At 73.4% G+C, this 22,082-nt stretch carries 19 protein-coding genes; 11 read left to right on the top strand and 8 right to left on the bottom strand.

Features of this window, described 5'->3' with window-relative positions; translation table 11 throughout:
- Nucleotides 1–281: 281 nt before the first annotated feature.
- The 3 genes from ACZ3UD_RS34920 to ACZ3UD_RS34910 are packed head-to-tail and all read right to left on the bottom strand — an operon-like array spanning nt 282 to nt 3,150.
- Entirely contained in the window at nt 282–1,574 is a 1,293-nt protein-coding gene (locus ACZ3UD_RS34920; RefSeq protein ID WP_465597174.1) for a coenzyme F420-0:L-glutamate ligase, read from the bottom strand.
- Nucleotides 1,571–2,530 carry a 2-phospho-L-lactate transferase gene (cofD, locus tag ACZ3UD_RS34915; protein ID WP_465597171.1) on the bottom strand — a complete coding sequence of 320 codons (960 nt, stop codon included), beginning with the start codon at nt 2,528–2,530 and terminating at the stop codon, nt 1,571–1,573. The genes ACZ3UD_RS34920 and cofD overlap by 4 nt, the downstream gene beginning before the upstream one ends.
- Nucleotides 2,531–2,571: 41 nt before the next feature.
- Complete coding sequence (locus tag ACZ3UD_RS34910; RefSeq protein ID WP_465597232.1) at nt 2,572–3,150, bottom strand: cysteine dioxygenase; 579 nt, start codon at nt 3,148–3,150, stop codon at nt 2,572–2,574.
- A gap of 677 nt (nt 3,151–3,827) precedes the next feature.
- Here ACZ3UD_RS34910 and ACZ3UD_RS34905 point away from each other — a divergent pair.
- The 3 genes from ACZ3UD_RS34905 (at nt 3,828) to ACZ3UD_RS34895 (ending at nt 9,935) form a co-directional block, all read left to right on the top strand.
- Complete coding sequence (locus tag ACZ3UD_RS34905) at nt 3,828–4,100, top strand: WhiB family transcriptional regulator (RefSeq protein ID WP_030062195.1); 273 nt, start codon at nt 3,828–3,830, stop codon at nt 4,098–4,100.
- Between the two features lie 249 nt (nt 4,101–4,349).
- Entirely contained in the window at nt 4,350–8,195 is a 3,846-nt protein-coding gene (locus ACZ3UD_RS34900) for a glycosyltransferase family 2 protein (RefSeq protein ID WP_465597167.1), read from the top strand.
- 6 nt (nt 8,196–8,201) lie between these two features.
- Nucleotides 8,202–9,935: a DUF5719 family protein gene (locus ACZ3UD_RS34895; RefSeq protein WP_465597165.1), complete on the top strand. Its 1,734-nt coding sequence runs from the start codon at nt 8,202–8,204 to the stop codon at nt 9,933–9,935.
- A gap of 171 nt (nt 9,936–10,106) precedes the next feature.
- Here the strand turns inward: ACZ3UD_RS34895 and ACZ3UD_RS34890 are convergent, their stop codons facing one another.
- Complete coding sequence (locus tag ACZ3UD_RS34890; RefSeq protein WP_465597162.1) at nt 10,107–10,559, bottom strand: metallopeptidase family protein; 453 nt, start codon at nt 10,557–10,559, stop codon at nt 10,107–10,109.
- Nucleotides 10,560–10,643: 84 nt separating this feature from the next.
- Here ACZ3UD_RS34890 and ACZ3UD_RS34885 point away from each other — a divergent pair, with 84 nt between their 5' ends.
- The 6 genes from ACZ3UD_RS34885 to ahcY all read left to right on the top strand — a co-directional run bounded on the left by ACZ3UD_RS34885 (nt 10,644) and on the right by ahcY (nt 16,981).
- Entirely contained in the window at nt 10,644–11,087 is a 444-nt protein-coding gene (locus ACZ3UD_RS34885; RefSeq protein WP_465597159.1) for a DUF3499 domain-containing protein, read from the top strand.
- A 127-nt stretch (nt 11,088–11,214) separates the two neighbouring features.
- The gene (locus ACZ3UD_RS34880) at nt 11,215–12,600 is read left to right on the top strand and encodes a phosphomannomutase/phosphoglucomutase (protein ID WP_465597156.1); all 1,386 of its coding nucleotides are present in this window, start codon (nt 11,215–11,217) and stop codon (nt 12,598–12,600) included.
- 110 nt (nt 12,601–12,710) lie between these two features.
- The gene (locus ACZ3UD_RS34875) at nt 12,711–12,893 is read left to right on the top strand and encodes a Trm112 family protein (RefSeq protein ID WP_097237660.1); all 183 of its coding nucleotides are present in this window, start codon (nt 12,711–12,713) and stop codon (nt 12,891–12,893) included.
- Between the two features lie 56 nt (nt 12,894–12,949).
- Nucleotides 12,950–14,194 (top strand): SIS domain-containing protein, encoded by a 1,245-nt coding sequence (locus ACZ3UD_RS34870; RefSeq protein WP_465597153.1) that lies wholly within the window; start codon nt 12,950–12,952, stop codon nt 14,192–14,194.
- A gap of 24 nt (nt 14,195–14,218) precedes the next feature.
- Nucleotides 14,219–15,196, top strand: coding sequence for a cation diffusion facilitator family transporter (locus ACZ3UD_RS34865; protein ID WP_465597150.1), 978 nt, complete (start codon nt 14,219–14,221; stop codon nt 15,194–15,196).
- 336 nt (nt 15,197–15,532) lie between these two features.
- Nucleotides 15,533–16,981 (top strand): adenosylhomocysteinase, encoded by a 1,449-nt coding sequence (gene ahcY / locus ACZ3UD_RS34860; protein ID WP_465597147.1) that lies wholly within the window; start codon nt 15,533–15,535, stop codon nt 16,979–16,981.
- Between the two features lie 92 nt (nt 16,982–17,073).
- Here ahcY and ACZ3UD_RS34855 read toward each other — a convergent pair whose 3' ends face one another.
- Nucleotides 17,074–18,144, bottom strand: a complete 1,071-nt coding sequence (locus ACZ3UD_RS34855; protein WP_465597144.1) for a hypothetical protein — start codon at nt 18,142–18,144, stop codon at nt 17,074–17,076.
- Nucleotides 18,141–18,653, bottom strand: a complete 513-nt coding sequence (locus ACZ3UD_RS34850) for a SigE family RNA polymerase sigma factor (RefSeq protein WP_465597141.1) — start codon at nt 18,651–18,653, stop codon at nt 18,141–18,143. The genes ACZ3UD_RS34855 and ACZ3UD_RS34850 overlap by 4 nt, the downstream gene beginning before the upstream one ends.
- 118 nt (nt 18,654–18,771) lie before the next feature.
- Between ACZ3UD_RS34850 and ACZ3UD_RS34845 the strand changes: the two genes are divergently transcribed.
- Entirely contained in the window at nt 18,772–19,401 is a 630-nt protein-coding gene (locus ACZ3UD_RS34845) for a hypothetical protein (RefSeq protein ID WP_380613547.1), read from the top strand.
- A gap of 28 nt (nt 19,402–19,429) precedes the next feature.
- On the opposite strand, the gene ACZ3UD_RS34840 is transcribed toward ACZ3UD_RS34845, so the two are convergent.
- The gene (locus ACZ3UD_RS34840; protein ID WP_465597137.1) at nt 19,430–20,431 is read right to left on the bottom strand and encodes an RDD family protein; all 1,002 of its coding nucleotides are present in this window, start codon (nt 20,429–20,431) and stop codon (nt 19,430–19,432) included.
- 242 nt (nt 20,432–20,673) lie between these two features.
- Here ACZ3UD_RS34840 and ACZ3UD_RS34835 point away from each other — a divergent pair, with 242 nt between their 5' ends.
- A complete protein-coding gene (locus tag ACZ3UD_RS34835; RefSeq protein WP_465597134.1) occupies nt 20,674–21,678 on the top strand; it encodes a stage II sporulation protein M in 1,005 nt (334 codons plus the stop codon).
- Between the two features lie 167 nt (nt 21,679–21,845).
- On the opposite strand, the gene ACZ3UD_RS34830 is transcribed toward ACZ3UD_RS34835, so the two are convergent.
- The coding region (locus tag ACZ3UD_RS34830) for a hypothetical protein (protein ID WP_465597131.1) at nt 21,846–22,082 on the bottom strand (237 nt) is incomplete at its 5' end.

Raw genomic sequence — 22,082 nt, 5'->3', positions numbered from 1 at the left:
ACCCCCAGCAACCCCCACCCACCACCCCGTACCTCTCCCGCTAGCGAGAGGGACGCGCTGCGGAAGGGGGCGGCGCAGGGGGTGGCCCGGAGAGGGGCGTGACGGGTGATTTTCAGACTGCCACCGCACCCAACGCCCCACCCAACCGAATGGGCAGTCTGAAAATCATCCAGCCCCCGGAGCGGCCACCCCCGGAGCCGCCCCCGGCCACCCACCCTCCCGAAAGCCCCCCACAACAGACACCCCCACGCAACAGACACCCCGCTGCCCAGGCGCAGCCGCTACCGCACCTCGATGAAGCCGTCCACGCTCCGCTCCGCCCGCTCCCGCGGCGCCTGCGCCGGCCGGCCGACCGCCACGGCCCCCATCGGGTCCCACCCGTCCGGCAGGTCCAGCGCCGCCCGGACGGTGTCACGGCAGAACATCGTGGACGACACCCAGGCGGAGCCGTAACCCTCGCCGGTCAGTGCGACCAGCAGGTTCTGCACGGCCGCACCGGCGGCCACGGTGAACATCTCCCGCTCCGCCGTGGCCCGGCGCAGGTCCGGGTAGGCGTGCGAGCCGTCCATCACCAGGCAGGGGACCACCAGGTACGGCGCGTCGCGCAGGACGTTGCCGCGGGCGGTGCGGCGGGCGATCTTGGCGTCGTCCCAGCCGTCGAGTTCGCGCAGGTCGCGCCGCCAGGCCGCGAGCATCGCGTCCAGCAGCCGAACCCGGGTCTCGGCGGACTCCAGTAGGACGAACCGCCACGGCGTCGTGTGGTGCGGGGCCGGCGCGGTGACGGCGGCGGCGACGGCGCGGCGGACGGCGGCCGGGTCGACCGGGTCGGCGGTGAAGGCGCGGACGGTGCGCCGCAGGGTGACGGCCTGGCGCAGCGCCTCGGAGGTGCCGAGCCGGAACATGTCGTCGACGGCGGGCCGCACCAGCGGCCGGGTGCCGGCGCCGTCCTCGTCGGTGACGAGGTGTCCGAGGCCGCGCACGATCGCGACCGGGACGCCGGTGGCCTTGCCCTTCACCAGGTCGGCGGCGGCGGCGAGTTCGTCGGCGGTGGCGGTGACGGTGAGGACCAGCTCGTTGCCGTGGCTGTCGGTGCGGCCCCGGTGGTCCTCCAGGACGGACAGTCCGGCGGCGCCGATCGCGACGTCGGTGAGCCCGTTGCGCCAGGGCCGTCCGAAGGTGTCGGTGACGAGGACGGCGAGCCGGCGGCCGGTGAGCCGCTGGAGCCGGGCCCGCAGCGCGCGCGCCGAGGCGTCCGGGTCCTCGGGGAGCAGCAGGACCGTGCCGGGGGCGGTGTTGGAGGCGTCGACCCCGGCGGCGGCCATGACGAAGCCGTTGCGGTTCTCGACGATCCGGGCCGGTCCGCGCCGGGCGACCACCCGGACGGTCTCGGCGTCGATCGCGGCCTCGCGGTCGGCGGCGCGCAGCAGCCGGCCCTCGGCCTTGCTGACGATCTTCGAGGTGACCAGCAGGATGTCGCCGTCCTGGTACGTCCCGGCCTTGGCGATCAGCCCGGCGAGGTCGGCGCCCGCGTCGACCTCCGGGATCCCCTCGACGCCGAGGATTTCCAGTGTCACTTCCGCACCTGTTCCGCCAGCGCCAGCGCCGCCCGGGCCATCTCGGCGGTGGCCTCGACGTCGGTCATCAGCAGCGGGACGGCCCGGCAGGCGATCCCGGCGGCCTCGACGGCGGTGACGGCGTTCTCGTCCGCGGTGTCCACCAGCCAGCCGTCGATCAGCGCCGCGCCGTAGTCGAGCGCGACCGCCTCGGCGGTGGCCTCGACGCCGACGGCGGCGAGCACCTTGTCGGCCATGCCCCGCACCGGCGCCCCGCCGATGATCGGGGAGAGCCCGACCACCGGCGCCGGCGCGGCGGCGACGGCCTCCCGGATGCCGGGGACGGCCAGGATGGTGCCGATCGAGACGACCGGGTTGGAGGGCGGGAAGAGGATGACGTCGGCCTCGGCGATGGCCTCCAGCACACCGGGCGCGGGCTTGGCGGTGTCCGCGCCGACCGGGATGATCGCCTCGGCGTCGACGGCGGCGTGCAGCTTGACCCAGTACTCCTGGAAGTGGACCGCCCGGGTGCCCTGCTCGTCGGTGATCCGCACATGGGTCTCGACCCGGTCGTCGCTCATCGGGAGCAGCCGCACGCCGGGCTTCCAGCGCACGCACAGCGCCTCGGTGACCTGGCTGAGGCTGTACCCGGCGGTGAGCATCTGGCTGCGGACGAGGTGGGTGGCGAAGTCCCGGTCACCGAGCCCGAACCATTCGGGGCCGACGCCGTACTCCTTCATCTCGGCCTTGATCGACCAGGTCTCGTCCGTCCGGCCCCAGCCCTGTTCCTCGTGGATACCGCCGCCGAGGGTGTACATCACGGTGTCGAGGTCGGGACAGACCTTGAGGCCGTAGAGGTGGATGTCGTCGCCGGTGTTGCCGATGACGGTGATCTCGTCCTGCGGTCCGACCGCCGCGAGGAGTCCGCGCAGGAAGCGCGCCCCGCCGATTCCGCCTGCCAGTGCCACGATGCGCATGGAGCCATCCTGCCACGGTCGGACTCTTCGTCAGTCCGCGCTCAAGGCCTCTCGGCCCGCGCCCGCGGGTGCGGCTCCGGGTGCGGCCGGGGGTGCTGCTCGGGGACGGCGGTGGCGGCGCCGTACTGGTTCATCTCGGTCAGGCCCGGGGTGTAGAGGTGGATGGAGACGGCGGGTTCGAGCGCGCCGTTGACCACCTCGTGCAGGTAGCCGGAGGAGAACACCCGCTGGCCGCCGGGGCGCAGGGTGCGCACGCCCTCGCCTGCCCGGGTGAGGGAGCGCTCGATCAGCTCGCCCTGGACGACGGTCAGCACGCCGGAGGACTCGCCGTGGTCGTGGAAGCCGCTGCTCTGGCCGGGCAGCCAGCTGAGCAGCCAGACCTCGTAGCCGGGGCCGGTCTCCAGCCGGGCGTACCAGCGGGTGAGCGCGTCGTAGCGGACCAGCGGCTCCCAGCGGGCGCGGTCGGCGGCGATCTCGCGCACCAGCCGGGCGTACTCGGCGACGGTGCCGGGATGCCCGGGCAGGTCGGTGCGGGTGAGGTGGGGGAAGGCGAGCGGGTCGCCGGCGATGGAGACGTCGCTGAGCCCGTCCGTCCAAGGACGGGTACGGGGGAGGCCCAGGCGGGCGAGCTTGTTGCGGTCGCGGTTCCGTTTGCGGATGCGGATGATGCGCACGGGAGTCGTCCTCGGAGGGGTCGGCTGGTTCGTCGGGATCAGCCGGATCCGGGATGTCCTGGGGCGGGAATCGCGGGCGGCCTCTGTGTTTCCTGGGGGCGGCGCGCGGTGGGACGCGGGCGCCTAGATACAGCAGGAACAGAGGCGACAACAAGAGTTCACGGCACGGCGGAGGGTGGAACCGCTCCGGGGGCTGGCGAACTCTGACATAGGGGCAAGGACACCGCATGTGCGGGGTCGGTGTCAACCCGAAGGATGCGGCATTCGAGTGGGTTAGGTCCGGATCTTTCCCTGATGGGGTGATTCATCACCCTCTATGTTTCGATGGGAAGATCGCCGGGAAGGCAGGCCGATGACCGGCCTGTGATAGTGACGGGGCGTCATTCCGCGAATGGTTGGGGATGGTTCGATGCCGCCCGAGGCTTTCGAGCCAAAAGTCCGATGTGTCCGGATATGTATACTATTCGTAGCGGTTTGGTGCCAGGGAGTGAATCCCGGCCCCAATACCAGAGCTCGGCTTGACTGGGTCAGAGTGACGCAACTGTAATTTCACTCGTGTCGTCGGCCGCACGAGGCAACGGCAACCACGGGGACGCCAAGTAGGGGCAGAGGAGGCGCGCCACATGAGCGAGCTCTTTGAGCTGTTGATCGGGGACGGCATCGCGGAGGACGAGGAGGAACTCGGCTGGCAGGAGCGCGCGTTGTGCGCCCAGACCGACCCGGAGTCCTTCTTCCCCGAGAAGGGCGGCTCGACCCGCGAGGCCAAGAAGGTCTGCCTCGCCTGCGAGGTCCGATCGGAGTGCCTGGAGTACGCCCTCGCCAATGACGAGCGCTTCGGCATCTGGGGCGGCCTCTCCGAGCGCGAGCGCCGTCGGCTCAAGAAGAGCGCGGTCTGACCGGGGCGACCCCTGGCCCCCGCTGACCCTCCGACAACGACGGACAACCACACAGCTGAACGAGCGCCTCACCGCGACGGTGGGGCGCTTTCGTGTTCCCGGGCAGTACTTCCGGTGTTCCGAGCCCCTCCTTCACCGCCTCCGCACCGGCACCGCGCACGAGGCGGCCATCCGGAGCCGTTAGTGTGGTGCGCCATCCGGTTGCCGTTCACCGGCTGTGTCCACCGAGAACTGGGGCCCGCGCACTCGATGACCGTCTACAGCCACCAGAGCGGCTTCACCGCTTCCAGGCCGCCCGCCTACCCGCGTCACCTGGTCACCGCGGTGATCGTCTCGCACGACGGCGCCCGCTGGCTGCCGCAGGCCCTGGCCGGCCTGCTCGGCCAGGACCGCCAGGTCCAGCGGATCCTCGCGGTCGACACCGGATCCACCGACAACTCCCCGCAACTGCTCGCGAAAGCTCTCGACGACTTCGGCCTCGCCGACGGGATGCCCGAGAGCGGCCCGCTGGTCCTCGGCCGCCGGGCCGGCTTCGGCACCGCCGTCGCCGAGGCCGTCTTCAACAGCCCGCCGCTGCGTCCGGAGGACCTCCCGTACCGGCTCGACCCCTCCGGCTACGACCCGGTCACCGGCGGCTGGGACGACTTCGGCGACCCGCTCGCCCAGGAGGACGACCTCGGCCGCGGCGGCCCGCGCGAGACCCAGCCGGTCGAGTGGCTCTGGCTGCTGCACGACGACTGCGAACCGCAGACCGACGCGTTGCGCCGCCTCCTCCAGGTCGCCGACTCCACCCCCGGCGTCGGCGTGGTCGGCCCCAAGCTGCGCAGCTGGTACGACCGCCGCCAGCTCCTTGAGGTCGGCGTGACGATCGCCCGCTCCGGCCGCCGCTGGACCGGCCTCGACCGCCGCGAGCAGGACCAGGGCCAGCACGACCAGGTCCGCCCGGTGCTCGCCGTCTCCAGCGCCGGCATGCTGGTGCGACGGGACGTCTTCGAGGAACTCGGCGGCTTCGACAAGGCCCTCCCGCTGATGCGGGACGACACCGACTTCTGCTGGCGGGTCAACGCCGCCGGCCACCGCGTGGTGATCGCCCCCGACGCCGTGCTGCGGCACGCCGAGGCGGCCAGCCGCGAGCGCCGCGCCATCGACTGCGGCTCCTCCCACCCGCACCGGGTGGACAAGGCCGGCTCCGTCTTCACCTTGCTCGCCAACTGCAAGGGCGCGCTCTTCCCGTACGTGCTGCTGCGCCTGGTGCTCGGCACCCTGCTGCGGGCCGTCACCAACCTGCTCGGCAAGGACCCGCGCCAGGCCGTCGACGAACTGGCCGGCCTCGGCCACGAACTCATCCGCTTCCCGAGGGTGCTGGCCGCGCGCAAACGCCGCTCCCGGACCAGGGCGGCGGACGCCCTGGACGACCGCACGCTCTTCCCGGCCCCCGGCGCCACCGCCCGGCTGGCCGTCGAGGGCGTCATCGGCTCGCTCGGGATAGGGGGCGGCGACGACACCGGCAGCCGGCACGGCAGCGTCGAGGCCGGCGGCGACGAGGAGTCCGAGGACCTGGTCGTCGAGCAGTTCGCGCTGCTCAAGAAGCTGGCCCGGCGCCCCGCGCCGGTGCTGTTCGCAGCCCTGCTGGTGTTCGCCCTGGTCGCCTGCCGCAGCCTGCTCGGCGGCGGCGAGCTGTTCGGCGGCGCGCTGCTGCCCGCCTCCGACGGCGCCGGCGGCCTCTGGTCGATGTACGCGGACGCCTGGCACCCGATCGGCACCGGCTCCACCGCCGCCGCGCCGCCGTACCTCGGCGTGCTCGCGGTGTTCTCCTGGCTGCTGTTCGGCCACGCCGACCTCGCGCTCACCGTGCTGGTCGTGCTCACCGTCCCGCTCTCCGCGGTCAGCGCCTACCTGGTGTCCCGGCCGCTGCTGGACTCCAAGCTGGTCCGCGCCTGGGCCAGCGCCACCTACGCGCTGCTGCCCGCCGCGACCGGCGCGCTCGCCCAGGGCCGGATCGGCACCGCCGTCCTCGCCGTGCTGCTGCCCCCGCTGGCCCGCGCCGCCGCGATCGCGGCCGGCCTCGGCATCCGCGCGGAGAGCGCGGCCAAGGGCGCCCGCCCCGGCTGGCGGCCGGTCTGGATGACCGTCCTGCTGCTCACCCTGACCACCGCCTTCGTCCCGCTGACCTGGGCGCTCGCGGTGCCGCTGTGCCTGGCCACCCTGCTCGTCGCGGTGCTGCGCGGCGGCGCCTTCGGCTCCGGCGGTACGACGCTTCGACTGCTCGGCCTGCGCGTGCTGGTGATCCTCGCGGTGCCGGTCGCCGTGCTGGCCCCCTGGTCCCTGAAGGTGCTGTCGCACCCGCAGTGGCTGCTGCTGGAGGCCGGACTGCCCGGCCTGCACGGCGCCGGGGCGAGTGCGGCCGGCCTGCTGCTGGTCAACCCGGGCGGCGCCGGGGTGCCGCCGGTCTGGCTCTCCGCCGGTGTGGTGCTCGCCGCGCTCGCCGCGCTGCTGCGCGCCGACCGCCGCCGCGCGGTGCTCGCAGCCTGGGGCGCGGCCGGCGCCGGCCTGGTCTTCGCGGTCGCGGTGGCGGGCACCTCCGTCACCCCGGCCTCCGGCGGCCCGGTGGTGCCCGCCTGGGCCGGCCCGGCCACCCTGATCGCCGGGATCGCCCTGCTCGCCGCCGCCGCGATCGGCGCCGACGGCGCCAACGCCCGCGTCGCCGGGATCGCCTTCGGCTGGCGCCAGCCGGTCGCCGCCCTGGTGGTGGCCGCCGCCGTGCTGGCTCCGCTGGGCACCGGCCTGTGGTGGGCGCTGACCGGTGCCGGCGGCCCGCTGCACCGCGGCGACGCCGGCCAGGTGCCCGCCTTCATCGCCGAGGAGGCCGGCACCACCGACCGGTCCCGCACCCTCGTCGTCACCGGGGAGAAGGGCGCCGTCCGCTACACCGTGGTCCGCGGCGCCGGCCTGACGCTCGGCCAGGCCGAGTCCACCGTCGACCCGGCCACCGGCACCCAGGACGGCCTCAACAAGATGGTCGGCAGCCTGCTGGCCGGCTCCGGCGCCGACCAGGCGAACGCCCTGGCTGGCTACGGCATCGCCTACGTCCTCGTCCAGCGCCCGGTGATCGACGCCTTCAAGGACGTCCTGGACACCACCCCCGGCCTGGTCAAGGCCAACCAGGACGGCGACGCCGCGCTCTGGCAGGTCAACGGCGCCCCGGCGGTCCGCGCGGTGATCACCGCCCCGGGCGCCAACCCGGTGGTCGTCCCGGCCGGCGTGCGCGACCTCAGCACCACCGTCCCGGCCGGCCCGGAGGGCCGGGTGCTGCGCCTGGCCGAGGCCGCCGCCCCCGAGTGGAAGGCCACCGTGGACGGCACCGCCCTGGAGCCCACCACGGTGGACGGCTGGGCGCAGGGCTTCAAGCTCCCGGCCGCCGGCGGCAAGCTGTCCGTCACCCGTGCGGGCAGCCTCGCCCACACCGGCTGGATCTGGGCCCAGGTGCTGCTCGGCCTCACCATCCTGGTGTTGGCCCTGCCCGGCCGCCGCAGCCACAAGGACGACGACCTGCCCGAGGAGGTGGTGGCCGCCGCCGCGTTGGCCGCCGCCGCCCAGGCGCAGGCCCCCGCCCCCGGCAGCCGCCGGGCCCGCCGGATGGCCGAGCGCGGCGAGGGCGCCGAGCCCGGCGCCGAGGAGCCCGGGGTGTACGAGGGCCGGCCGGGCGCGGTCCCGGCCCAGTCGGCCGGCGAGCCGGTGACCGAGGCGGTCCAGGCGGCCGCCGCCGTCCAGGAGGCCGAGCCGTACAGCGACCCGTACCAGACCTACCAGCAGGCCGACCCGTACAGCTACGACCAGTACGCGGCCCAGCAGCCGGTGGCCGCGCCGTACGGCGGCCAGGGCTACGACACCCAGGGGTACGACGGCCAGCAGCAGGCCTACCCGCAGCAGGGCTACGAGCCGTACCAGCAGGGCCAGTACGGCTACGACCCGTACCAGCAGCAGCCCGAGCAGCACCAGCAGCCCTGGCTGCCGGGCCAGCAGCAGGGCGAGCCCTACTACGACCCGAACGACCCAGGCGGCCGGTACCCGCACCAGCACGGATCGGGGAGCTGACCCGCGATGAAGAAGCCCGCTTTCAGGAAGAAGTCCGGCGGCCGGGCCGAGGAGCCCTTCGAGCCGGCCGAGGCCATCGAGCCGGCACAGGCCTTCGAGCCGGCGCAGGCCGCCGAACCCGCCCGCGCCGAGGCGAAGGCCCCCGGCCGGTCCGCGGGGACGAAGACCACCCAGTCCCTGCTGGCCGCGGCCGTGGTGCTCGCGGCGGTGTTCGGGATCGCCCAGGTCCGCCAGCCGGCCGGCCCGGCCAAGGCGGACGGCGTCGCCCCGACCACCGCGCAGGTCGAGCGGACCGCGGCGGTCTGCCCGCAGCCGCTCCAGGGCCTGACCGGCTCGACCACGCTCACCGCCTACACCCCGCCCGGCACCGGCTCGGCCGCCGGCGGCGCCGGCTGGCTCTCCGACCAGGCCGCCCCCGCCACCCCGCCGACCACCGCGCCCTCGGCCGCCCCGACGGCGGGAGCCCCGGCGACCCCGGCCCCGAGCGGCTCGGGCGCCCCGGCGACCCCGGCCCCGGACAAGAACGCCGCGCCCGCCGACGCCAAGCTGACCGTCACCAAGCCCGGCACCCCGGCCACCGGCCCGGCCACCAACGGCGACGCCGCGCCCGGCACCGGGGCCGTCGCCACCGGCGCGCTCGCCCCCGGCTTCACCGTCACCCAGACCACGGTGGTCACCGAGCAGCGCGGCCTGGGCCTGTCCGGTCTCACGTGCACCCCGGCCGGCACCGACTTCTGGTTCGCCGGGGCCAGCACGGCCGGCGACCGGGTCGACTACGTCAGCCTGGTCAACACCGAGTCCTCCGCCGCCGTGGTCGACATCAAGCTGTACGGCGACAAGGGCCTGATCGACAACGACGCCGCCAACGGCATCACCGTCGCACCCGGCAGCTCGCAGTCGGTGCTGCTGTCCACCATCAGCAAGGGCGCCGTCACCGACCTCGCCGTGCACGTGGTGGTCCGCTCCGGGCGGGTCGGCGCAGCGCTGCACGCCGCCGACGGCAACAAGGGCGCCGACTGGATCCCCGCGTCGGCCGACCCGGCCGCCACCCAGGTGCTGCCCGGCCTGCCCGCCGACACCTCGGCGGCCCGCCTGGTGGTCTGGGCACCGCCGGAGGACGACGCCGACCTGAAGATCCAGCTCTCCGGCAAGAACGGCTGGTTCACCCCGGCCGGCAACGAGTCGATCCACGTCAAGGCGGGCATGGTGGCCGCCGTCGACCTCGGCAAGATCACCCGCGACGAGGTCGCCGGGCTGCGGCTGTCGCCCAGTGACGACAAGCACCCCACCCCGATCGTGGCCGGCCTGCGGGTCGACCGTACGGGGAACAACGGCAAGAGCGACGCGGCCTGGCTCACCGGCAGCAACCCGATCGGCGCCCGGGCCACCGTCGCCGACAACCGGGCCGGCGCCTCCACGCTGTTCCTGACGTCCACCGGCGACGCCGCCACCGTCAAGGTCACCGGCTCGGCCGGCAGCGGCGGCGGCACCCCGGCGACCAAGGAGGTCCAGATCCCGGCCGGCGGCACGGTGGCCGTCCCGGCGCCCGAGCCCGCCGGGCTGAACGGCGTCTTCGCGCTCACCGTGGAGACCGAGTCCGGTGGCCCGGTGGTGGCCGCCCGGATGCTCGCCGTCCCCACCAAGGACGTGCCGATGTTCACCGTCCAGGCACTGCGCGACGACCACAGCACCGTCAAGGTCCCGCAGGCCGCCCAGGACCCGGCCGTCGTCCTGCGCTGACCGCGCGCCAGGGGCGGGCACCCGTTCGCGGGTGCCCGCCCCTGGCTGTCACTCCTCGCTCGCCTCCGGGCGCTTTCGACCCGGTGCCGACGCTCCTCGTTCCGGCACTCGCTGCGCTCGTTTGTCGTTCGTCGCTTTCGGCACCGGTGCGCCCTTCGGCTCCCGAGGGGGTCACTCCTCGTCGTAGCGCGGGTCGATCGCGTCCGGCGACAGCCCCAGCAGCTCGGCCACCTGCTCGATCAGGATCTCGTGCACCAGCGCCGCCCGGTCCTCCCGGGTCTTCGCCCGGATCTCCACCGGCCGCCGGTACACCACGATCTGGCTCTTGCGCCCCTTCTCGCCCGGCGACACCCGGCCCAGCGGCACGCCGTCCTCGGTGTCGGCGCCGCCCGCCTCGTGCAGCGGCACCTCCTGGACGGCGAACTCCACCTCGATCAGCTGCGGCCAACGCCGCTCCAGCCGCTCGACCGACTCGCGCACGTAGTCGTCGAACAGTTCGGAGCGGGTGAGCGAGATCGGCACCTGGGGTGGCGCCAGGGGGCCGCGCAGCCCTCTGCCGTGCCGGTCGCGGTGCCGGGGGCGGCGCGTGGGCCCTGTCGATGACTGCGGTGCGGAGCTGTCCATATCACTGCCGAGAGTAGTCCTTGGGCGGTCGGAAGTGGACCACTCCGACGGGGAAACGCCCGGGGGATCGGCGCACTGACGAGCGTGCGGCGGGCGACACGGCACCGCCTCCGGGCAGGCGGTCTTCGCTCCCCGGCGGGGAGTGCGGTACCGTCCACCCTCGTGAGCTCTGTACGTCGTTGTTCGCGGACCGCGTGCGGCCGACCGGCCGTCGCGACGCTGACGTACGTCTACGCGGACTCCACCGCCGTACTGGGCCCGCTCGCCACCTACGCCGAGCCGCACTGCTACGACCTGTGCGCCGAGCACGCCGAGCGGCTCACCGCCCCGCGCGGCTGGGAGGTCGTCCGGCTCGCCGCCGAGGCCGGGCCGCTGCGCCGCAGCAGCGACGACCTGGAGGCCCTCGCCAACGCCGTGCGCGAGGCCGCCCGCCCGCCGACCCCCCGTCAGGGCCGCGCCGCCGAGGGCGAGTCCACCGAAGGCAGTCGCCGCGGCCACCTCCGGGTGCTGCGCTCTCCCGACAACTGACGCGTCACCCGGCACGGAGCGTTCGCCCGGCCCGGGTACGCTGCCCGTCTGACGTCACCGTGACCCGTCGACCGGACGGGCCGGTGGCCCGACGTATCGATCAGCACAGAACCAGGGTGGAGCCGCAGTGCGCGACCTCAAGCAGCTTGTGAAGGCGTACGACGTCCGAGGCGTCGTCCCGGACCAGTGGGACGAGAGCCTCTCCCGGGCCTTCGGAGCTGCCTTCGTGCAGGTCACCGGCGCGTCCGCGATCGTGGTCGGCCACGACATGCGCCCCTCCTCCCCGTCGCTCAGCCGGGCCTTCGCCGAGGGCGCCGCGGCCTACGGCGCCGACGTGGTCGAGATTGGCCTCTGCTCGACCGACCAGCTCTACTACGCCAGCGGCAAGCTCGACCTGCCCGGCGCGATGTTCACCGCCAGCCACAACCCGGCCCAGTACAACGGCATCAAGCTCTGCCGGGCCGGCGCCGCCCCGGTCGGCCAGGACACCGGCCTGGCCGAGATCCGCGAGCTGGTCGAGTCCTGGACCGCCGAGGACGACACCGTCACCGTCCCGGCCAAGGCCGTCAAGCCCGGCGCGCTCTCCGAGCAGGAGACCCTGCGCGGCTACGCCGACCACCTGCTGGGCCTGGTCGACCTCACCGCGATCCGCCCGCTCAAGGTCGCGGTGGACGCCGGCAACGGCATGGGCGGCCACACCGTGCCGACCGTCTTCGACGGCCTGCCGATCGAGCTCGTCCCGATGTACTTCGAGCTGGACGGCACCTTCCCCAACCACGAGGCCAACCCGCTCGACCCGAAGAACCTGGTCGACCTGCAGGCCAAGGTCCGCGAGGTCGGCGCCGACATCGGCCTGGCCTTCGACGGCGACGCCGACCGCTGCTTCGTCGTCGACGAGCGCGGCGAGCCGGTCTCCCCGTCCGCCATCACCGCCCTGGTCGCCGTCCGCGAGATCGCCCGCGCCAAGGCCGCCGGCGAGGCCGAGCCGACCGTCATCCACAACCTGATCACCTCCTGGACCGTCCCCGAGGTGGTCCGCGAGCTCGGCGCCACCCCGGTGCGCACCCGGGTCGGCCACTCCTTCATCAAGCAGGAGATGGCCGTCACCGACGCCGTCTTCGGCGGCGAGCACTCCGCGCACTACTACTTCCGCGACTTCTGGCGCGCCGACACCGGCATGCTGGCCGCACTGCACGTGCTGGCCGCGCTCGGCGGGCAGCAGGGCACGCTCTCCGCGCTGACCGCCGAGTACGACCGCTACGCCGCCTCCGGCGAGATCAACAGCACCGTCGCCGACCAGGCCGACCGCTCGGCCGCCGTCCGCGCCGCCTTCGCCGGCCTGGAGGGCACCACCGTGGACGAGCTGGACGGCCTCACCGTGGCCGGCCCGGACTGGTGGTTCAACCTGCGTGCCTCCAACACCGAGCCGCTGCTGCGCCTCAACGTCGAGGCCAAGGACCCGGCGAAGATGGCAGAGCTGCGCGACGGCGTGCTCGCCATCGTCCGCGCCTGACCGACGCCGCTGAGCGAAGCGCGCCTGGCAACAGGCCCCAGTGCCCCGGCCGGTAGGGTTGCCTATCGGCCGGGGCACCTCCGTGCCACCCCCGAACTTTGGAGAGCCCCATGAAGCTCGAATCCTTCCTGCTGGAGATCCTGGTCTGCCCGCAGTGCCGGGCCGCGCTCGCCGAGGGCGGCACCGAGGAGCAGCCCGAGCTGGTCTGCACCGGCGCGGACTGCGGCCTCGCGTACCCGGTCCGGGACGGCATTCCGGTCCTCCTGGTGGACGAGGCCCGCCGCCCGGCCTGATCCTGGGAAGCCCCCACCCGCGCCCGCCGCCCACAGGACAGCCGGAGGCCTGCCGCATGCTCGACGACACCCTGCTCGACGACCCGGCCGCCCTCCAGCGCGCCGACCACGACCGCGCCCTGCTGGCCCTGGCCGGCGCCGGCGCCCGGGTCCGCACCGCGGTGCGGCAGGCCGACGCGGCCGGCCTCGACCGACTGCGCCCGGACGGCCGCCCGCGCGCCGTCCTGGTCGCCGGGCACGGCAGCGCCCTGACGGCGGGCGAGATCCTGGCCGCGCTGGCCGGGTCCGCCAGCCTGGTCACCCCGCTGCCGCCGACCGAGGCCGCCGCCCCGCGCACCGACCGGACCGGCGCACCGCCCGCCTTCACCGCCGGACTCGGCTGGCAGCTGCCCGGCTGGGCCGGCCCGCTCGACCTGCTGGTGATCAGCTCCGCCGACGGCGGCGAGCAGGGTTTGATCAGCCTCGCCGAGCAGGCGTACGCGCGCGGCTGCTCCCTCGTCGTGACCGCTCCGGCGGGCAGCCCGCTGGCCGAGGCCGCGCTCCAGGTGCGCGCGCTGCCGCTGCCGTACACGGCCTCGGTGCTGCCCGACGAGGGCCTGCCGGTCGTGCCGGCCGCCGAGCCGGACCTCCCGGCCGAGGACCCGGCCGCGCTCTGGTCCCACCTGACCCCGATGCTGGCGCTCGCCCAGAAGCTCGGCCTCACCCAGCTGCCGTACGACGCCCTGCCGAGCGTCGCCGACCTGCTGGACGCCGCCGCCGTGCGCTGCCGCCCGGACGCCGCCGCGTACACCAACCCGGCGAAGGGGCTGGCCGCCCGGCTGGCCGGGACCGTCCCGCTGCTGTGGGCCGAGGGCCCGATCGCCGGGGCGGCCGCCGCCCGGTTCGCCGGCCAGCTGGCCGACCGGGCCGGGCGTCCGGCGCTCGCCGGGCCGCTGCCCCAGGTGCTCACCGCCCACCGCGGCATGTTCACCGGCCAGTTGGGCGCGGGCGCGGATCCGGACGACTTCTTCCGCGACCGGGTCGAGGAGCCCGACCCGCTGCACCTGCAGGTCCTGCTGCTGCGGCACGTCCCCGGCACCGGTTCGCCGGAGGAGCCGGAGGGCCCGGCCGAGGTGCCGGAGGACGACGTGCGCCCGCGCAGCTTCGGCGTCAGCCGCGCGCACCGGCTGGCCGTCGCCCACGACGTCCGGCTGACCGAGTACGCGAGTACCCTGGCGGACCCGCTGCTCGCGCTGGCCGACCTGATCGCGCTGACCGACTTCGCCGCCGTCTACCTGGGGCTCGCCGCCGCGCAGTCCTGAGCCGGCTGCCGCTACTCTCGGCGCATGAGTGCAGAGGGCGGGACGAGGGCACTGGTCGCGGCGCTGTCCGCGAACCTGGCGATCGCGGTGGCCAAGTTCGCCGCCTTCGGCTTCACCGGCTCCTCCTCGATGCTGGCCGAGGGCGTGCACTCGGTGGCCGACTCCGGCAACCAGGTGCTGCTGCTGGTCGGCGGCAGGCGGGCGCGCCGGGCGGCGGACGAGGAGCACCCGTTCGGGTACGGCCGCGAGCGTTACGTGTACGGCTTCCTGGTGGCCATCGTGCTGTTCAGCGTCGGCGGCCTGTTCGCGATCTACGAGGGCTGGCACAAGGTCAGCCACCCGGAGGCGCTGGACTCCTGGGGCTGGGCGGTCGGCGTGCTGGTCTTCGCCATCGCGATGGAGGGCTGGTCCTTCCGCACCGCGATGCGCGAGTCCGCCAAGGCCAAGGGCCGTCAGGGCTGGGTGCAGTTCATCCGCACCGCCAAGGCGCCGGAGCTGCCGGTGGTGCTGCTGGAGGACACCGGCGCGCTGATCGGCCTGGTGCTCGCGCTGTTCGGCGTCTCGCTCACCGTGATCACCGGCAACGGCGTCTGGGACGGCGTCGGCACCCTGTGCATCGGCGCGCTGCTGGTGGTGATCGCCGTGGTGCTCGCCCTGGAGACCAAGTCGCTGCTGCTCGGCGAGTCCGCCGACAAGGAGTCGGTGCGGCGGATCCGCGCCGCGCTGGTGGACGGCGAGGCGGTCACCGGGGTGATCCACATGCGCACCCTGCACCTCGGCCCGGAGGAGCTGCTGATCGCCGCCAAGGTCTCCGTCAACGCGCAGGACAGCGCCGCCCGGGTGGCGCAGGCGATTGACGCGGCCGAGGAGCGGGTCCGCGCCGCCGTCCCGATCGCCCGGGCGATCTACCTGGAACCGGACGTCTACAGTGCTGAGAAGGCCGCCGCGGGCGAGGACCCGGCCGCCACTCCGGGCGGGCCCGGCCCCGGCGCGGCGCACTGACGGACCGTCCTGGCCCGGGCTGGTGCCCGGGTCGAGCGGCGGTCGGATCCGCGACCTAAATCGGTCATCGGCGGACGGCCGGTGGGGCCGCCGGTGTAGATTCGTCACCAGAGCCAGAACGTCGCTGCTGATGGCGGTCGATCGGCGGTCCGTGCCCGTAGGGTGTGCGCCGGTCGAGGGAGAGAGGTCCTCCGACGGTTTGTGCTGCGCAGCAGGGAGTCGACCCGCCACCACGGGAGCCGACAGCCCCGGCGTAGCCGTGCGTCCGTACGGCCCGCCATGCGCGACACATCCGGACCATGGCCGTGCCCCACCCCATCAGCGAGGAGCAGACGCATGTCGACCGACATCACCGGTGACTTCAAGGTCGCCGACCTTTCCCTGGCGCCGTTCGGCCGCAAGGAGATCCAGCTGGCCGAGCACGAGATGCCCGGCCTGATGGCGATCCGCGCCGAGTACGCCGAGTCGCAGCCGCTGGCCGGCGCCCGGATCACCGGCTCGCTGCACATGACCATCCAGACCGCCGTGCTGATCGAGACCCTGACGGCGCTCGGTGCCGAGGTCCGCTGGTGCTCCTGCAACATCTTCTCCACCCAGGACCACGCGGCCGCCGCCATCGCCGTCGGCCCGGAGGGCACCCCGGAGAACCCGCAGGGCGTGCCGGTCTTCGCCTGGAAGGGCGAGACCCTGGAGGAGTACTGGTGGTGCACCGAGCAGGCGCTGACCTGGCCTGACGGCCAGACCCCGAACATGATCCTGGACGACGGCGGCGACGCCACCCTGCTGATCCACAAGGGTGTCGAGTTCGAGAAGGCCGGCGCCGCTCCGGACCCGTCCACCGCGGACAACGACGAGTTCCGGATCATCCTGGAGCTGCTCAACCGCACTCTCAAGGACACCCCGAACAAGTGGACCGAGGTCGCCGCCACCATCAAGGGCGTGACCGAGGAGACCACCACCGGTGTCCACCGCCTGTACGAGATGCACCGTGACGGCAAGCTGCTGTTCCCGGCGATCAACGTCAACGACTCGGTCACCAAGTCGAAGTTCGACAACAAGTACGGCTGCCGCCACTCGCTCATCGACGGCATCAACCGCGCCACCGACGTCCTGATCGGCGGAAAGGTCGCGGTCGTCTGCGGCTACGGCGACGTCGGCAAGGGCTGCGCCGAGTCGCTGCGCGGCCAGGGCGCCCGCGTCATCGTCACCGAGATCGACCCGATCTGCGCGCTCCAGGCGGCGATGGACGGCTACCAGGTCGCCACCCTGGACGACGTCGTCGAGACGGCCGACATCTTCATCACCACCACCGGCAACAAGGACATCATCCTGGCCTCCCACATGGAGCGGATGAAGCACCAGGCCATCGTCGGCAACATCGGCCACTTCGACAACGAGATCGACATGGCCGGCCTGGCGCAGCTGCCGGGTGTCGTGAAGACCGAGGTCAAGCCGCAGGTCCACGAGTGGCGCAAGGCCGACGGCCGCACCGTCATCGTCCTCTCCGAGGGCCGCCTGCTGAACCTGGGCAACGCGACCGGCCACCCGTCCTTCGTGATGTCCAACTCCTTCGCGAACCAGACGATCGCCCAGATCGAGCTGTTCACGAAGACCGAGCAGTACCCGATCGGCGTCTACGTGCTGCCGAAGCACCTGGACGAGAAGGTCGCCCGCCTGCACCTGGACGCGCTGGGCGTGAAGCTGACGACCCTGACCCAGGACCAGGCCGACTACATCGGCGTCCCGGTCGAGGGCCCGTACAAGTCGGAGCAGTACCGCTACTGATGCGGTGAGCCGCCGCTGGCGCGGTGACGGACGAACGCCGGTGGCCGGCACCCCCCGTGGGTGCCGGCCACCGACGCGTGTCGTCCGGCTGTTCAACGGACGAACACGTCGGTGGTCCAGTCGCGCTCGTTCACACCGATCGGCTCGGTGCGCGCGAGCAGCCCGGACAGCCCGCCGATCTGCTCCAGGGCCGGCGGCGTGCCTCCGAAGGCGTTGGCGCAGATCCACACCCCGTTCCGGGACTCGCAGGTCGGGGCCGGGGTGGGGTGCCCGGTCGGCATCGTGCCGGGCTCGTCCGTGTCCGGCCGCAGTTCGAGGGTGACGGTCTTCCCCTGGACCTTGAAGTTCAGGTAGAGGTTCCAGGCCCCCCGGCCGCCCGGGTCCGGGCGGGAGAGCTGCACCACGTCGGGCGTTCCGAACTCCTCGGGCAGGCTGGTGAACTGGACCGGCAGCGGGACGTCCCGATGTCCGTACTTGACGCCGTTGGCCACCTTGAGCAGCACGTCACGACTGGTCTGCTCCGGGGTGCCGTTGCTCGCGATGAGTTCCGCCCAGCGGCCCGAGGGGGTCAGCCAGCGCAGCGACCACGTCGCCGACCCACTCGACAGGGTCGTCCAGTAGGCCGTTCGCCCGTTGATCGGCGGGGCGTCCTCGCGCACCAGGTGCGTGCCGTGCGGGAACGCCTGGTTCTCCATCGGTGGCTCGACTCCGGCCGGGTAGAGGTGGAGGTTCAGGCGAGGGATGTTCCGACCGGTGTCCTTGTCCGCGTAGTAGCCGGCGTCCGGGTTCGATCCCTCGCGGGTGATCCGGCCCGGCTGGTCCACCCAGTCGGGCAGCCAGCCGTAGGAGATCTCGGTGCTGAGCGGGTCCGCGGCGGCTCCGGTGGCGGTCGACGTCGGAGTCGGGGTCGGCGTCGCCGGCGCGGCGACCGCCGGGAGGGTCTGCGCCGCCGGTGCCGTGGTGCCGGGCTTCATCAGCATCGTGGCCGTGAGGGCGGCGGCCGCCACGACGGCCACCGCGCCGGCCGTGGCCCGGTACCGGCGGTGCAGGCGGGCCCGTCCGCGGGTGATGGACGCGGTGATGTCGAAGGCCGCGGGCGGGGCCGGCTCGTCGGCCAGGGCCGACAGGGCGGCGGTCAGCTCATAGTGATCGGTGGCGGTCATGACGTCCTCTCTGCGAGGGCCGGGACGAGAACGAGACTGCGGCGGAGGGTGTCCAGGGCGCGCGCGCTCTGGCTCTTCACGTTGCCGGAGGAGCAGTTCAGTGCCTCGGCCGCCTGATCGATCGACAGATCGCAGTAGTACCGGAGCACGACCGTCGCGCGCTGGCGCGGCGGGAGCGCCGCCAGGGCCTTTCGCAGGTCGAGCGAGACGTCCAGGTCGATGCTCGCGGCCGCGATGTCCGGCTCGGTGCCGGTCCGTACCGTCCGGCGCCACCAGGAGGTGCGCTGCTCGGCGAGGAACGTGTTCACCAGTGTCCGGCGGGCGTAGCCGTCCACGTTCTTCGCGCGGCTTGCCTTCGCCCAGTGCACGTACAGCTTGGTGATGGTCTCCTGCACCAGGTCGTCGGCCCGGTGCCAGTCCCCGCACAGCAGATAGGCGACCTTCCGCAGCCAGCCGCTCCGGGAGGCCACGTACTCCGTGAACTCCGCGTCGCGTGTCTGCTTCGCCATCCGCACCCCCTCTCGTCGTGGCGGCGGCGCCTCTCCCGCGCCGTCCACCTCCCTAATGCGGGCACCCGCCCCGAACGTTGCATGCGACCTGCCAACGGCGTCCGCGTAGGCTTCCGGCATGCCCAACGGCCGGTACTCGCTCCACGACACCCACGACCACCTGCTGCTCGGGGAGGAGCGCTTCAGCTGCGCGCCCGGGGCGGCCGGGTGGCGGTACGTCTCCAAGACCTACGCGCCGGACGGCCGGGTGATCGGCAGCGTCGACCTGACGCTGGACTCGCGCGCCCGGCCGCTGCGGATGGAGCTGCGGGCCGGCGGCTGGCAGGTGCGCGGCGGTGCGGTGGACGGGGTGGCCTGGGTCCGTACCGACGCGGCGGACCCGGGTGGCGCGTCGGCGGTGGAGGGGCACGACCGGGCACACGGCTTCACCGGGCGCTCGCCGGGCTTCCTGGTCGCCACCGCCCGGATGCTGCGGCTGCGGGAGGGGGCGAGCGCGCGGGTGCGGCTGGTGGCGTTCACCGAGCCGGTGCTGGCGCCGCGGACCTTCGACCAGGGGTGGCTGCTGGAGGGCGTCGACACCCATGAGACGGACTCCGGGCCGCTGCTCGTCGAGCGGTACCAGGTGGCTGACCTGGAGACGGGGGAGCAGCAGGTCGTGCACCTGGCGGGGGACGTGGTGCTGGCGGCGGAGGGGATCGAGCTGGAGGAGCTGGCGTCGCCGCCGAACGCCTGGCCGGTGGGGGAGTAGCCGGTGGGGGAGTAGGGCGCGACCGGGCTCAGGCGGGCGGGGCGAAGCCGGTGTCGGGGGCGGGCTTGTCGAAGGACGGGACCGCGGGGGGCAGGGGTGCTGCCGGGGCCGGCGCGGGGGAGGTCGGCGCCGGGGCGGGCGCGGGCGTTCCGAGGACGCGGTGGGGCCGTCCGTCGACCGGTGCCACCGGTGCCATCGGGGCCGTCGGAGCCACCGGGGTGGCCGGGTGCGGGGCGGTCACCTGCGCGGCTGCGTATGCCGCGAACTGCTGCTGGGCGCGCAGCCACTCCCGGCGCTGGCGCTCGGTGAGCACCGCGCCCAGGTAAGCGGCCGGGTGCAGCCCCGGCGGTACCGGGTGGCCAGTCCGGGCGGACAGGTCCCCGGCCAGCCCGACGGCCATCCGGAGCGCGACGGACGGATCCAACTGGCCTATCCGACCGAGCAGTTGGCGGACTGCGAGCCAGAGCGGCTCGGGCACCGCGGACAGGTCCATCGCGACCAGCTCGCGGCCCATGTCGTGGAGCAGCTGCGGGTGCACCGGGGGCAGCGGGTTGGTCGGCCCGCCCGCACCCGGGGTGCGCTCGCGGACGACCACCGTCCCGGCGAAGATGTCGCCGAGCCGCTTGCCGTCCGAGTTCACCGCCGAGGTGATCACGGCGGCGGCGCCGGTGGTCACGATCAGTTCGATGAAGCCGACCAGCCCGCGCACCAGCGAGTGCCGGAACCGGACCGGGCCGCCGTCGGTGCGCACCACCCGCAGGCCGAGCGCGGCCTTGCCGAGCGAGCGCCCGCGGGTGAGGGTCTCGATCATCACCGGCAGACCGACCAGGAAGAACACCATCAGGCCGAGCAGCGCGGCCGCCGCGGCGGCGCCGTCGAGGTCGATCAGGGTGACGCTCAGTACCAGAGAGACGATGAACAGGGCGGCGAACTCGACGAGCAGGTCGAGCACGATCGCCAGCGCCCTGCTCGGAAGCTTCGCCGTCTGCAGGTCGAGGACGACCGCCTCACCCGTCACCAGGTCGCTCAAGACACCTGTCCGTTCACGCTCATGCGGGGAAAGGGGAGTTCGAATGGATCGGCCCCCACGACCCGCTCTCCGCAGTCCGATCCGCAGCCGCCAACATACGGCGCCCGGTGGGCGCACGGGAAGTGAGATCCCGACGGCCGTGGCGGCGACGGCTCCTGGCATGCTGGGCCGCACGTGTCCGTACGTACCTGCCCGACCGCGTACGCGCGCCACGCGCCCACCGCCGACCATGGAGCCGCCGAATGGACCTGGACGTCTTCGTCGCCACCCACCAGGGGGAGTGGGCCCGGCTGGACGCCCTCGCCCGTCGGCGCCGGCTCAGCGGCGAGGAGGCCGACGAGTTGGTGGGGCTGTACCAGCGCGTCACCGGCCACCTGGCCAAGGTCCAGGCCGCAGCGCCGGACCCGGCCGTGGTCAGCCGGTTGACCGGTCTGGTCTCGCGGGCACGCAGCGCGGTGACCGGCGCCCGGACCAACGGTTGGCGGGACGTCGCGCGCTACTACACGGTGAGCTTCCCGGCCGCGCTGTACCGCGCCCGCCGCTGGTGGGTGCCGGTGGCGGTCGTGTCGATGATCGCCACCGTGCTGCTCGCCTGGTGGATGGCGACCCACCCGGAGGTCCGCAACAGCCTCATCGCCCCAGACGAGCTGCGGGAGCTGACTCGCCCCGGCGGCCAGTACGAGGCGTACTACTCGGACCGGCCGGCCAGTTCCTTCGCGGCGCAGGTCTGGACGAACAACGCCTGGATCGCCGTGCAGTGCCTGCTGTACGGAGTCGCGCTGGGCATCCCGGTCCTGTGGGTGATGTGGAGCAACGTGGTCAACCTCGGCATCGGGGTCGGACTGATGGCCTCCGCCGGCAGGCTCGACATCTTCCTCGGTCTGCTCATTCCGCACGGCCTGCTGGAGCTGACCGCGGTCTTCGTGGCCGGCGGCTTCGGCCTGCGTCTCGGCTGGACCGTCATCGACCCCGGCCCGCGCACCCGTACCGTGGCGCTGGCGGAACAGGGTCGCTCGATCATCGGGATGTCGATGGGTCTGGCGACCGTACTGGCGGTTTCCGGCGTCCTCGAAGCCTTCGTGACCCCGTCCGGTCTGCCCACGTGGGCGCGCATCTCCATCGGCGCGCTGGCCGAGGTGGCCTTCCTTCTGTACGCCCTGGTGCTGGGCCGAAGGGCTGCCGAGGGCGGAGAGTCCGGTGATGTGGATGCGGCCGATCGGGCGGACCTGCAGCCTGTCGCGGCCTGAGCTGGCGTGATCAACAGGCCGCTGACCTGCTACTCTTCTCGCATCCCGGCCAAACCATTGACGTGGCGAGGGTGGGCTAGTAGGTTTGAACGGTTGGGACTGACTGGACAACGGTCAGGACCGGGCGTTAGTGTCTACGACACCGCCGAAATCGAGGCGAGCGCGTTTCACGAAATGCGCGCCCTCCGACGAAGCAAATCCTGCGGACTGAGCACACTGAAAGCTTTGATAAGCTTCGGCGCGAAGCTCGAAGGAAATCCCGCCAGCGGGAATTCAGAGAAAACGAAGCCGGTAAGAACGGCCGAGAAGATCTGATAAGCTGGAAACACGAAAGAACGAAGCGCCCGGAGGGCCCGCTGGAAGGCGGTCCGAAGGAAGCGTCCGTTCCTTGAGAACTCAACAGC

The sequence above is a fragment of the Kitasatospora sp. NPDC023118 genome (assembly GCF_055560875.1).
This window is presented reverse-complemented; position numbering and strand designations above follow the sequence as displayed.